This is a genomic window from Pseudomonas sp. FW305-70 (genome assembly GCF_058783925.1).
Window position 1 is genome coordinate 1 of sequence record NZ_JBYSYZ010000020.1, and the last position, 12,948, is coordinate 12,948.

General features: G+C 59.2%; 11 protein-coding genes and 1 pseudogene. 7 read left to right on the top strand and 5 right to left on the bottom strand.

Annotated elements, in window-relative coordinates; genetic code table 11:
* Nucleotides 1–513: hypothetical protein (locus AC3WN7_RS16350; RefSeq protein ID WP_158247836.1), on the top strand; the 513-nt coding region annotated here is incomplete at its 5' end.
* Nucleotides 514–1,127: 614 nt separating this feature from the next.
* Here AC3WN7_RS16350 and AC3WN7_RS16355 read toward each other — a convergent pair.
* From AC3WN7_RS16355 to AC3WN7_RS16365, 3 genes are all read right to left on the bottom strand, one after another.
* Nucleotides 1,128–1,334 carry a co-regulatory protein PtrA N-terminal domain-containing protein gene (locus AC3WN7_RS16355; RefSeq protein ID WP_095967122.1) on the bottom strand — a complete coding sequence of 69 codons (207 nt, stop codon included), beginning with the start codon at nucleotides 1,332–1,334 and terminating at the stop codon, nucleotides 1,128–1,130.
* Between the two features lie 91 nt (nucleotides 1,335–1,425).
* Nucleotides 1,426–2,079 carry a hypothetical protein gene (locus AC3WN7_RS16360; protein ID WP_095967121.1) on the bottom strand — a complete coding sequence of 218 codons (654 nt, stop codon included), beginning with the start codon at nucleotides 2,077–2,079 and terminating at the stop codon, nucleotides 1,426–1,428.
* Between the two features lie 645 nt (nucleotides 2,080–2,724).
* Nucleotides 2,725–4,347 carry a DUF1254 domain-containing protein gene (locus tag AC3WN7_RS16365; RefSeq protein WP_095967120.1) on the bottom strand — a complete coding sequence of 541 codons (1,623 nt, stop codon included), beginning with the start codon at nucleotides 4,345–4,347 and terminating at the stop codon, nucleotides 2,725–2,727.
* A 550-nt stretch (nucleotides 4,348–4,897) separates the two neighbouring features.
* Between AC3WN7_RS16365 and AC3WN7_RS16370 the strand changes: the two genes are divergently transcribed.
* From AC3WN7_RS16370 to AC3WN7_RS16395, 6 genes are all read left to right on the top strand, one after another.
* Entirely contained in the window at nucleotides 4,898–5,248 is a 351-nt protein-coding gene (locus tag AC3WN7_RS16370; RefSeq protein WP_095967118.1) for a BON domain-containing protein, read from the top strand.
* A gap of 638 nt (nucleotides 5,249–5,886) precedes the next feature.
* A complete protein-coding gene (locus AC3WN7_RS16375; RefSeq protein ID WP_102674316.1) occupies nucleotides 5,887–7,137 on the top strand; it encodes an OprD family outer membrane porin in 1,251 nt (416 codons plus the stop codon).
* A 160-nt stretch (nucleotides 7,138–7,297) separates the two neighbouring features.
* The gene (locus tag AC3WN7_RS16380) at nucleotides 7,298–8,659 is read left to right on the top strand and encodes a spinster family MFS transporter (protein WP_102674315.1); all 1,362 of its coding nucleotides are present in this window, start codon (nucleotides 7,298–7,300) and stop codon (nucleotides 8,657–8,659) included.
* 85 nt (nucleotides 8,660–8,744) lie between these two features.
* A complete protein-coding gene (locus AC3WN7_RS16385; protein ID WP_095967115.1) occupies nucleotides 8,745–9,719 on the top strand; it encodes an AraC family transcriptional regulator in 975 nt (324 codons plus the stop codon).
* 96 nt (nucleotides 9,720–9,815) lie between these two features.
* Entirely contained in the window at nucleotides 9,816–10,922 is a 1,107-nt protein-coding gene (locus AC3WN7_RS16390) for an NAD/NADP-dependent octopine/nopaline dehydrogenase family protein (protein WP_102674314.1), read from the top strand.
* Entirely contained in the window at nucleotides 10,922–11,920 is a 999-nt protein-coding gene (locus AC3WN7_RS16395) for a 3-hydroxybutyryl-CoA dehydrogenase (RefSeq protein WP_102674313.1), read from the top strand. Before AC3WN7_RS16390 ends, AC3WN7_RS16395 begins: the two co-directional genes overlap by 1 nt.
* Before the next feature lie 65 nt (nucleotides 11,921–11,985).
* Here the strand turns inward: AC3WN7_RS16395 and AC3WN7_RS16400 are convergent.
* Nucleotides 11,986–12,093 (bottom strand): annotated as a pseudogene (locus tag AC3WN7_RS16400) (MBL fold metallo-hydrolase); the annotation flags it as partial.
* 67 nt (nucleotides 12,094–12,160) lie between these two features.
* The gene (locus AC3WN7_RS16405; RefSeq protein ID WP_102674312.1) at nucleotides 12,161–12,901 is read right to left on the bottom strand and encodes a Mut7-C RNAse domain-containing protein; all 741 of its coding nucleotides are present in this window, start codon (nucleotides 12,899–12,901) and stop codon (nucleotides 12,161–12,163) included.
* Between the last annotated feature and the right edge of the window lie 47 nt (nucleotides 12,902–12,948).

Here is a 12,948-nt window from a genome sequence, read left to right on the forward strand (position 1 = left end):
GTCATGGTGGTGACGGCGGAGGCGGCCACGGTGGCGGCGGTGGTGGTAACAGTGGTGGTCACGGTGGCGGCAGTGGCTCCGGAGGCGGTGGTCACGGTGGTAATGGCGGAGGCGGTAACGCTGGCGGTGGCCATGGCGATGGTGGCGGTGACGGTGGCGCAGGACATGGCGGCATGGGCCGCGGCGATGCTGACCATGGTGGTGTTGCCGGAAACGCAGGCCAAGGCAATGCCCGTGGCGATAAGGCCGATAAAGCCGATAAGGCTGATAGGGCTGATAGGGCTGATAAGGCCGACAGAGCCGATAGAGCCGATAAGGCTAATAGGGCTGACAACAATGCCGCAGATGCAGCCAGGGACGCTGCCAAAAATGACGCAGATGCAGCCAGAGACGCTGCCAGAGCTGATGCAGACGCAGCCCGGGATGCTGCGAAAGCGGATGCAGATGCAACCCGAGATGCCGCCAGAGCTGCGGCGGATGCTGCCCGTGACGCTGCAAAAGCTGCAGGTGTAGCGGGTGCAGATGCAACCAGAGATGCTGCGAGGGCCGCCGCAGATGCCGCCAGGGACGCTGCCAAGGCAGACGCGGATGCTACCAGAGATGCAGCCCGGGCTGCTGCAGATGCTGCCAGGAACGACGCCAAGGCTGATGCGAACGCGGCCAGAGAGGCGGCCAAGGCCCAGAAGAGGGACGCCAGAGAGGATGTGGCGGATGCCCCTGACGCTCCAGACGCCCCGGATGCTCCGGATGCCCCAGACGCGCCGGATGTCGACGTGGTTGAGGTACAGAACTAGGCCTGCACGCTACACATGGCAGGCATACCCGTAGAAAACGTCCCGGGAATTTGAAGGACGTATCGAAAAAAAAGTCGCAAACCCTGCAGGGTTTGCGACTTTTTTTGGTTGTTCACGTAATGGCGGGGAACACCGATACCTGTAGGAGCGAGCTTGCTCGCGATGGAGGTCAACGATGATGCGGGGAGCCTGACACCCCGCGGTGCTCTCAGGTTTTTCGTCGGAACGCCGCCCGGAGCAAGCTCGCTCCTACAGATATTTCGTTATTTGTGTGCCCCGGGACTCCGTGAAGTCCCTTTTTTGCCATCGTGTTGCGCGGTCGCGCTACACCGATCAGCCGTTGCTGCGATTGGTCGCCTTGGCCTTGCTTTGAGCGACAGCGGCTTCAGCCTTCTGCTTCTGCGCAACCTGGAAGGCTTCCATCGAGACCTTGCGGGCCGACTCCATGCGATTGAATGTCTTGTCACCACCACCGGTGGCCATCGCCAGAGAAGAAGCGGTAAGCGCGGCGATGACGAAGAGAGCTTTCATGGATTTCATTTGGATATCCTCAAGTGAGAAAAGTGAGATGGGTAAATAGTTAAAAACGGAATTCATTGGCAAAGGCTGAACGGGCTTGTTCAACCTGACTTCACCAGCCAGCCAGAGCAGCGTTTCCGGTTCCCCAGGTGCGTTGCTCCATACGGCCTTCAGCGTTTTTGTTTTTCGCCCAGACGGTGAGCAGCACCATCATTCCAAAGCCACCGACGATAAGAACCGGATAGGCCGCCAGCAACTCGACCAGCGAGTATTTCCAGGCCAGCGGACGACCGACACCGAGCATGGCGGCATAAAACCAGGACACACCAGAGAGCGCGCCGGAGAACAGCGCCAGCATGCGCAGGTTGAAGGAGAGTTTGAGTATCGAACCGGCTTTCTTCAGTGCCGGCAATACAGCGCTATGCAACAGGAAACCGTTAAAGGTCAACAGCACAACGATGCCGATTTTGGCTTGCAACTTTGGATTGAGGAAATATTCCATCCCCTTGCCGGCATAATCTATTCCGACAATAGCAATGCCCGTAATCCAAAGCGCTACAAGTGCAAGCGATACGGTTTTTTGAAGGCTTTCCAGATGCGCGTCATCATGGTGACCCGACACATCCCCCTTCAGGAGTTGCTTGACCATGGCAATGTCACTGGTCAACACAAGCCCGATTGCCACGCAGCAGGCGATAAGATGGAAATATACAACGCCCAAGCGAATATATTCCGCGGCTGGCGAAGTCAGTATACCAAGTTCCATGATTACCTCTTTGTACTCTTAGTGGATCAACATGACTTCAGCACGGCTAGTTGAATTTATCCGTTGCTGACTGCAGTCAGGATCCAGCAATTTCTATTGTTTAATCTTGCGGCGTTGTGCTGCGAAGAAAAAAGCGAGTTTAGCGAATGAACTTTTTTATCATTCGGTTAGTTCCATTTTCAGGTAACAAAAAACCTCATTCGCACTGGGCGTCTATATGAGGTTTAACTTCCGCTTCTTGAGTCAGCTGAGCATCGGAGCCCGTGTGACCTGTTGCGTATTCTGAACGAAAAAAGCCGTCTCCGTTCATTTTTTGATCAATTTTGCTGACCAACGGCAGTGCCGAAACTGGTCGCATATTGCTATCACAGGAGGGCGCAGCCAGCACCATGACTGGCTTTCAGCGAGTCGGGGGGCGGATAAAAGCCCCGTCGATTTTTTCGTCTTTTTTTGCATATTCCAGGGTAAAAATCGGGGGGTATAAGCCAATCAGCCATCAAAAAAGCCCTGGTCGGGGTAAAAAACCAGTGCAATGCACTGCCATTTTTTTTTCGAAAAAAGCACATTCCGGACAGTTGATTGCGTCGGCATTAACAGGGCGGTCAGCACCGACTGGGAAGTAGTGCTGACCGGCCGGTGTTTATCTCACCGAACCAGTTCGACCTCGCTCGGGCGCCACGCTTTCGTGAAGAACGACTCAAGGGGGCTGTAGAGGCGCAGGAGCATGAACCAGCCCTTGTCCGGCATGGTTTGTATCCAGTTGCCGGCTTTGGCGTCCGCGGGTCTGGAAGGGCCGAAGTAGATGGTCATGGAACCATCCGCGTTTTCGACGGCCGCCGGTGAAGGGTAGGTTTGACTGCCGGCACGGGGGTAGCGCTGTGGTGTCTGGAGCATGGAGCGCGTCTGGTTGTCGTAGACGGTGAAGGACCAGAATTTCGCCGCAGGGATCTTGGGTGGCAGGGTCACCTTATAGGTCTTTGCGCCATCGAAGGGGTTCTTGTCGGCGTCAGTGAAACCCATGAGGTACTGCGAGCCCACGTTGGGCACGCGCATGATCATGCCCGGCGAATCCATGGTGTAGCCGTAGTAGAACGCCGTGCGCGAATCAAGCGTGCGCGCGCCAGTCGGTGGCAATGGCTTGAACAGGCCTTCCTTGGTGATCAACGGCGGCGGTGTTTCAAAATTGAAACCGCCTTGCCACAGCATGTTGGCCCACATCGAGTTCGGGTAATAGGACCAGCCGGGATACTCGGCGGCCCGCCAGTTCAGCGCTCGTCCAGCGGCGTTGCCCACGGCGGCCGCGTCGCTGAGGATCTTCTTCATCCGCTCGTCCGGAGCAAAGGGCTTGCCCTTCACGATACCAATGGCCGCCAATTGCCCCATGAGTTCCGGGCTGAACGAGGTGGCAGGTTCCAGCTGTACAAGCTTGTCGAGCATCTCGAAGTAGGAAAAATCGTTGGGCGGGATGGTGTTGAAGGATTTGCCACTGCCCTCGATGAACTTCGTTGGCGGGATCGGGGGAATGGGCTCCAAGCGGATGTTGCCTTCGAGTGCCGTGGCAATGCTGGTGCCGTGGCCACCCGGTGTGTAGGGGTAGATCTTCAGTTTGTCCTTGATCAGGTCAACGGCAGGTTTCGGGTCGTTGTTCTCCATAAAGGCGCGAACGGCGTAGAGCACATGGTTGGTCTTGGAGCGACCGACAAAGTAGCCGCCATCAGGAACAGGACCCTCGTAGTCGGGTGGCAGAACCAGGTATTTACCCCCTTCACCCCGATCGGGTCCGGGCGCGCCGATGTCGATGATCCAGCCAAACCACATGTCATTCAGCGTGCCGAGGGCCTTGGGTGGCACTTCAATCACCAACGGTCCTTTCGTCAGGTCGAGCGTTGCCACCGAGTAGATCGTATCGGCGTTGGCCGTGAGAAAGAGCGAGTTGGAGTCCATCAGCTCGGAGAAAATGACCACCGAGTTGTCTTCAGCGCCAATGCTGTGGAAGCCCTCGCGAATCGCATAGGCCGAGGCACCCGAAAAACTGTTCACGAAGGCATCGACACCCCGAGTGAACGCCAGTGTGTCATAGACATTCCGGGCGGTTTCGGCGCTTGGCGCGCCATCCTTGAATTCCAGCACGCCGATTCGGGTCTCGACACGGTCCGGCGTCTTGACGGCGGGTGGAGTGTCGGTGGCCGCCTGCGCCGAGGTCAGCACCGGCAACATCAGGGTAAAAAAGGACGTGAGTACGGCGATGGGTTTGAGAAGGTGCGCCATGGGTGTCTCCCGGGGGGAAGTTTGAAGTATTGATGACTCAAACTGAGGAAGGGCATGGCGCAAGGATTTTCGAAAGCCAGGCCAACCACAGCCTGGTTCCAGATCATCGAAGGTGTGCTGAAACTGATACGCCCGGATGACCATTGACGGAAATTGCGCACAGGTGACGGAGCAGCACGGAATGCTCGATCAGTTCTTCCAGCCGACCCAAGCATAGGTGCACATTTGCCATCGCTCCAGCCAGCGGCAACTGTTGGCCGTTTTCTGTCGGTCGACATCGGCAGCGATGGGTTGATCAGGGCTGATCGCGATAAGGACTGTTTGGAGGCTCTGCAGGCATTGCGCCTGGCACCGAGCGAACAAGGCGGACGCTCACGGGGGCCGCGATCTGACCGCAGGCAACGGCCGTACTATAATTAATGTCTGTCAATGTTTGTGTGGCGAGCGCGCCAAAACGAATCAGGTATCCATAGCGTTCACCTGACAGGCAAAGGGCAGCACAGCAAAAGGGATGGACAATACGTCTGATTACTCGAGAGAGGGTTCAGCCATGAAAATTCACTCCTTCCAGCATTACTCTCATGGTCTGGAAATGGCCGTTCACGATGCATGGATTACTGCCAAGGTGAAGTCGGCCCTGGCATTTTCCGATCCGACCCTTAGCCTGCATATCAATGTCAAAACCCATGCGGGCATAGTGGGGTTAAGTGGCCGCGTCAACACTCATAGACAGTGTGAACAGGCCATTGATCTGGCCCGTTCGGTTCATGGTGTCGCCGAAGTCGATGCCAGCGACTTGCAGACCCATGTGTTCACGCCAGGGAGTTTTCCAGAAGCGCCCAACGCCGAAGAGAACACTGAGCGCCGGCCACAATCGTCAACAAAGATGGACGACAAATGACAATGGCAACTTTGTAGGCGCCGCGCTCCCAGTCGGGAACCGGGAGCGCAGGGAAGCTGAATACCTGTGCGCCCCAGAGTGAAACGCCCATGGTTTCGTGGACATTCGCGACTGGCTGCTCAGGCTGTTTTCCGCCTGTCATCCAAGGGTCTGCATCAGGCTGCGTAATTGGAGAATTGCCTGCGCAATCGGGGAGGTTGGCAGGCGGCGCAATCGCTAGTTTAGGGCCCATCCAACCACAAGACCTCGCTATAGGAAGGCTTATGCATTACGGGCTTGCCATCTCGCACTGTTCGCCCTGCGCTTTTGAGTTGACTAAGGGAAACCTTTAGCCGGGTTGAAGTTTTCCCCCCAACGGATGCTGTTCATCTCGATATCGGCGCGGCGCCTACTGACTTACCTTGGGTAGGCAAGAGGCGTGTCGTCTTGGCTGGCTGTTGCATTGAGCCCGCCTGGCGTTTTACCCCATAACAACAATAGGCCTGACCATGCTCGAACCCATCGTTCTTTATATCCCTGATGCAATTCGCCTTCCTGCGCAAGAAGGCTCGGTGTTCGGCTGCCGGCATTTTTAACTTTTAGTTCGAATCTGCTCCTATAAATACAGTGCCCAGCACATACAGATGTGGAGAAGTTAGATGCTTCAGGTAAAACAATCTTGCCGTGGGCTTGGTGTTGCCGGCGTGTTGGGAATGATCTGTTCGCCATTGGCAGCCTATGCCGATGTTGTCGATGATAGTCACTTGAAAGTGGATACGCGTAACTTCTATTTGCACCGTAATTACACCAATAACAATGCGCCGGTTTCTGAAGTGCATAGTTGGTCTCAGGGTTTCGATGCACAGTTTACGTCCGGTTACACCGACACGGCTCTGGCGATCGGCCTTGATGTGGATGCGCAATACGCCGTGCGCCTGGATTCATCGGGCAACGACGGTTCGCTGCCTTTCAGCGTCAGTGACCAGCAGACGGCGGATGACTACAGTCGCGCCGGTGCAACCTTCAAGATGCGCTACAGCAAGACCGAGTTGAAGGTCGGTGACCTTCGCCCTCAATTGCCGGTGGCGTACGATGACACCAGTCGGCAACTGGATACGATCTATCAAGGGGCGGTGGTCGAGTCCAGGGAAGTCGATGGATTGACGATGACCGGTGGCCGGTTCTGGTCTGCCGTGACGCGGGAATCTTCCAACCACGAGAAGCTGTACAAGTTTGGCTCCACCGATAATCTCGACAGTGACGGCCTGGACTTTGGCGGCGCCACTTACGACATTACCAAGAACCTGCAAGCCAGTTATTTCTATGGCGTGTTGCACGATATTTATCAGCAGCACTATTTCGGCCTGATGCATATGGCTGACTTGGGTAATGGCTACAAACTCAAGACCGACTTGCGCTACTTCAATAACAATGAAGATGGTAGTGCCTTGAACGGTGAGATCGACAACCGTTCCTACGGTGGCTTGTTCACCTTGCTCAAAGGCGCCCACATGTTTGGCCTCAGTTACCAGCGCATGCTCGGTGACAGCGTGTTCCCGACGATGAACGGGTTTATCCCGCAACCTTATCTGGTGCACTGGTCGTCCCTGGGGTTTGTCCGCCCGGATGAAAAGTCCTGGGGCGCGCGCTACAGCTATGACTTTGCCGGGATGGGCATGCCGGGGCTGAAGCTCTACACCCGCTACATCAAGGGAACCCACTGGGACCGTGGCGCCAACCTGAGCGACAACCAGGAAAGCGAACGCTTCCTGGGGCTCAGCTACGTGGTGCAGAGCGGGGCGCTGCAAGGCCTGGGGCTGGACCTGCGCAACATCGACGTGAAACAGAAGTACGGCTACGACTACAACGAATTCCGTTTCGCCACGACCTACACCTGGAAGTTCTGGTAAGCCCGGTCCATCCGGGGTTTGACCCCATAACAATAAGAGGCCTGACCATGTTCGAACCCTTTGTCCTTTACATCTGCCCCGCAACTTCCCAGTCGGTGCGCTGTGCACCGTCATCCGGCGCGCTGCGCCCATGAGCGGATTCCAAGAGGAGCAAACACTAATGAATATCCAGGTCGATAACGCGGTCCTGCAACAGCAGAAGAAGAAAACCTACATTTACGAGTGGTACGTGGTCGGCCTGTGCATGATCGCCTACATCTTTTCATTTGTGGATCGGCAGATCCTGGCGCTGATGATCGAACCGATCAAAGCCGATCTGCAGATCAGCGACACTCAGTTCAGCTTGCTGCACGGGCTGGCCTTTTCGTTGTTCTACGCGTTCATGGGCATGCCCATCGCCTACCTGGCGGATCGCTTCTCCCGGCCGAAGATCATCGCCGTCGGCGTGGTGTTCTGGAGCCTGGCGACGGCTGCCTGCGGCATGAGCAAGAACTTCCTGCACATGTTCCTCGCCCGCATTGGCGTCGGTGTCGGCGAAGCGGCCCTGTCGCCCTCGGCCTACTCGATGTTCAGCGACATGTTCCCCAAGGAAAAACTTGGCCGCGCCGTGGGCATCTACTCGATCGGCTCGTTCGTCGGTGGTGGCCTGGCCTTCCTGGTGGGTGGCTATGTGATCGCGATGCTCAAGGACATGAACACCATCGAAGTCGCCGTTCTCGGTGCGATGAAGGCCTGGCAACTGGCGTTCTTCATTGTCGGCCTGCCCGGTATCGTGGTCGGCCTGTTGATCTGGCTTACCGTGCGCGACCCGGCGCGCAAGGGGTTGCAGGTCGATGCACAGGGTCAGGCCAAGAAGGTTGCGATGAGCGATGGCTTGCGTTTCCTCGGTCGCCACCGCGCCACCTTCACCTGCCATTACCTGGGCTTTTCGTTCTACGCCATGGCCCTGTTCTGCATGATGAGCTGGAGCCCGGCGCTGTACATCCGCAAGTTCGGCCTGTCGCCAATGGAGGCCGGCTACATGCTCGGCACCGTGCTGTTGGTGGCCAATACCGCAGGCGTGCTGTTCGGCGGATGGCTCACCGACTACCTGGCCAGGAAAGGTCATCAGGACGCCGCCATGCGCACCGGCGTCATCGGTGCCCTCGGCATGGCGGTGCCGGCCGTGCTGTTCCCGCAAGTCGATCAACTGTGGCTGTCGGTGACGCTGTTGGTGCCGGCGATGTTCTTCGCTTCGTTCCCGATGCCGGCGTCCACGGCGGCGATGCAGATCCTCGCGCCGAACCAGGTGCGCGCACAGGTCTCGGCGGTGTTCCTGTTGATCAGCAATCTGCTGGGCCTGGGCCTGGGCACCACGCTGGTGGCGCTGTTGACCGACCGCTACTTCGGATCGCCCGCGGCGGTGGGTTCGTCGATGTCGCTGGTGATCGCCGGTGCATCGGCGTTGACGGTGCTACTGCTCTGGCGTGGCTGCCGTCGTTTTCGGGAAAGCTATGCCCGGGAGTATCCGACCCGGGCCTGATTGGTCATAGTCCACGATCGGCGCCTCGGCCTCGCTCCCTTTGAAGGGCGCGGGGCCGAGGTGCTCCAGGACAGGAGAACCCGTGATGTTGAATGATGTACACCTGCTGGAACGGCACAGCCTGCTCAGCTCGGCCGATTACCGCGAGATCAAGGACAAGGTCAGCCAATACCTGTGCCCCCACAGCTTCAACGTGCTGCGTGACGAGCCCATCCACACTCGGCTCAACGGGGTGTTTTTCGGCGATTCGGCGCTGCTCGACCTGCGCTATGGCGCGCCGGTGGAGATCACCATCGGCGACATTGCCGATCAGTACCTGTTCCGCATTACCTTGCAGGGGCACTGCGAAGTGGCCCACGGGCGGCGCAGCGCGGCGATGCAGTCGGGCTACCTGAGCGTTTCCTCGCCGTTCGCGCAAAGCCGCATCGTCACCGATGGCGAGTGCCGCAACCTGATCCTGCGCGTCGACCGTGATGCCCTGGAGACACAATTGCAACGCCTGCTCGGCCGCAGCCTGCGGCAGTCGGTGATCTTTGATGTCAGCGTCGACCACCTGGGCGCGGGCGTCGTCAGCCTCTATCACACCCTGGACTACATCTGCCGGCTGTACGGCAGCGGCGTGGACGGTTCGCGTCTCGCCAGCGGCTTGTCCGAATACCTGATGCAACTGCTGCTCACACAGCTGCCGCACAACTACTCGGCGGATCTGTTGATCGACTCGCGCGCGCCGCTGCCGCACCACGTGAAAAAGGCCCGTGACTACATCGAAGAACACCTCGACGAACCGATCAGCCTGACGACCTTGAGCGAACTGTGTGGCGTCTCGGTGCGCACCCTGCAAAACGGTTTCAACCAGTTCCTTCAGCAGGCGCCGGTCGAATACATCCGTGACCGTCGCCTGGCGGTGATCCACGAATCGCTCAAACAGGGCAGGGCCGGTGAAACCGTCACCGATATCCTGTTGCGTCACGGCATCAACAGCTTCGGGCATTTCTCCAGCGCCTATCGGCAACGCTACGGCTGTCTGCCGTCGGACACCCTGCGGCGGCAGAAGCATTGAGACTCCTGCGCAATCCGTCATTCGGCTGCGCAATCGGAAGAGTCTGCGGCGGTGCGGCTCGATAGGATCGAGTCACTGACAAAAAGGAGTATCTGCATGAATATTACTGTGCTGGGTGGTGGTCACGGCTGTTACGCCGCTGCTGTCGAAATGGCTGAAAAGGGGCACCCGACCCGCCTGTGGCGTCGAGACTCCACCGCGCTCAAGGAGCTGCTGGCCATCGGCAGCCTGACCATCAAGGACTACAAGGGCACTCGCCAGTTGTCCGTCGGCCAGCAGGGCGACAAGCTGTCGTTCACCGACGACCTGGCCGAAGCCCTGGGCGACGCGCAACTGGTGATCATCCCGCTGCCGTCGACCTCCCACGAAGACCTGGCCAGACATGTTGCGCCGCACCTGCACGACGGTCAGGTGGTGTTCCTGCCACCGGGCACCTTCGGCAGTTTCGTGTTCGCCAAGGCCATGGCCGATTCGGGCAACCGGAGCAAGGTCGCCTTCGCTGAAACCGGTACGTTGCCGTATCTGGTACGCAAGCATGGCGCCAGCGACCTGGTGATCAGCGGTTACGCCACCCGCCTGCCAACCGGCGTATTCCCCAGCAACCTGTCCGAGCATGCTTTCGCGGTACTGCGCGAGGCCTACCCGAGCGTCGAGCCGATTGAAGACGCCCTGAGTGGTGCGCTGATGAACGCTGGCCCCATCATCCATCCGCCGCTGATCATGATGAACGCCGGTCCCCTGGAGCATTTCGAGGCCTGGGACATTCATAATGAAGGTACCCAACCGTCGATCCGCCGCGTGACCAACCAGCTCGATGCCGAGCGCATGGCCGTGCGCGAAGCACTGACCTACGGCGCTCCGCACTTCCCCCTGGCCGACCACTACAACACCACCGAAGGCGATGAGTGGATGTACGGTCGCGGTGCCCACGGCAAGCTGACCGACAGCGGCGACTGGCGCGAAGACATCGACCTGCAGAAGCACCGCTACATGCTCGAAGACACACGCCTGGGCCTGTCCTTCCTGGTGTCCGTCGGCCGCTGGGCCGGTGTGCCGACTCCGGTCGCGCAGGGTCTGCTGAGCATTGCCTCGGTTGTTGCTGCACGGGATCTCTACGCCGAAGGCCGCACCCTGGAAAACCTCGGTCTGGCCAAACTGAGTCGGGCGCAGATGACCGAACTGCTGACCAAGGGCTACAACTGATGAACGCCGCGCTGCCCCACGTCAGCGTGGTCGGCGCCGGCCGGATGGGCGAGGGCATTGCCCTGGCGTTTATCCATGCGGGCTTGCCGGTCACCCTCATCGATATAAAGGATCGCGCGGAGGATGAGCGACATGGCTACTTCGAGCGTGTGCGCAACAACATCCGCAGCGAATTGCAGATGCTGGTACGCCTTGGTGTGCTCGAGGGGGATCAGGCGGACATCGCGATAGCCCGGCTGACGGTGCAATCAAAATCCCGGGCCGCGGCGACACTGCCTCAGTGCGACCTGGTGTTCGAAGCGGTGCCGGAGGTCATCGCGGTCAAGCAGGAGACCTTCGCCTGGGTCAGCGAGCATGTCCCGGCGTCGACCATCATCGCCTCGACGACGTCGACGTTTCTCGTCACCGAGTTGAGCGAAATGGTCAGCACGCCTGCGCGCTTCGTGAACGCGCACTGGCTCAATCCCGCGTACCTGATGCCGCTGGTGGAAGTCAGCCGCAGCGAAGCGACCTGCCCTCAGGTCGTCGAACGGCTGCTGCAACTGCTCAAGCGGATCGGCAAGGTGCCCGTGGTGTGCAATCCGGTGGCTGGCTACATCGTGCCGCGCATTCAGGCATTGGTAATGAACGAAGCCGCACGGATGGTGGAGGAGGGCGTGGCCAGCGCAGAAGATATCGACACCGCCGTGCGCGTCGGTTTCGGGCTGCGCTTCTCGGTGCTGGGCCTGCTTGAATTCATCGACTGGGGCGGCGGCGACATTTTGTACTACGCCTCGCGCTACCTGAGTGGAGCGCTGTCACCGCGCTTCGAATCGCCACAGGTGATCGCCGACAACATGCAAAGCGGCCGCAATGGCTTGCGAGATGGCCAGGGTTTCTACGACTACCGTGACATGGACGTGGAAGCCTACAAGCAGCAGCGTCTTGGCGATTTTGTCCGCAAGCTGCAATTGTCGGGGTTGACGCCAGCGTTCGATGGCGCCTTGAAGCAGACCTGAGCCTCAGGGCCCGGATGCCGGGCCCTGACTACATGGGGTTGCAGCGGGGGCCTACGCCATATCGTAGAAGTGGCGAACAGCTCGCCGCTCGCCGCCGCTTCCTGTAGCAGGCGGACTCGAACGCGAACCGATTCCTCGGGATCGTGTTCGGAGCCGTTGTGCCAGTCGGGATGGGCTTCTGGCCGTTATCTGCTTGATGCAAAAGCCAGTTATCCCTGGCAACGCAGCCGGCCCGCGCGGCTATCGGTCCAGCAGAGGTGCCAGCAATGCACACATACCGCGCCAGTGCGAACCCTCCCAGTAAACCCGTTTGCAGGCGTCGCAGCGCAGGAAGTGCGAGTAGAGGGCGCCAACGCGTGGCGGCACCTGCGGCCGAGCCAGTTCCGGGCTGATCTCGTGCAGCGGCAGGTTGCAATGAAGGCACAAGCTGAATGGCCGTGCGCTACGCGCCAGGTCGAGGCGCTCGTACAGTTCGCGCAGCTGCAGCGACGGTTTCAGGGCATGCACATAACAGCCATGGCTGATGATCCGTCGCTTGAGCAGTTCGCGGTCGCGGGTGAGCACGATGCGTCCTTGCTGCGCAGCGATCTCGGCGATCTGGCCATCCTCGAAGCCATTGTCATAGAGGGTGTCGAAGCCGCTCATGCGCAGCAGACTGGCCAGCCCGCCAAGGTGCGCATCAGCGACGAAGCGCAGCACCCGTAAAGGTTGCGCACGAACCTTGAGCAGCGGGCTGATGTCCAGCGCCTCGAACTTTGGATACACCGCCAGCCGGTCACTGTCGAGGATCACCCGCTCGAAGCCCACCGACTCGCCGTTGAGCAGCACCAGCTCGACCTCGGTGTGCGGTACCCCGAGCGCCTCGATCATGTGCTTGACCGTCGCCCCTCGCGCGCATTCGCAAGTGAAGGATTGCCGCCGCCGTTCGGCCGGCAGGAAATCGTTGAGCTCCTCGTAGAAGCGAAAGGTTGCACTGGTCATGCTGAACAGTATGGCAGGGCTGCAGGATGAGCGAGTCCGGTCCGGAG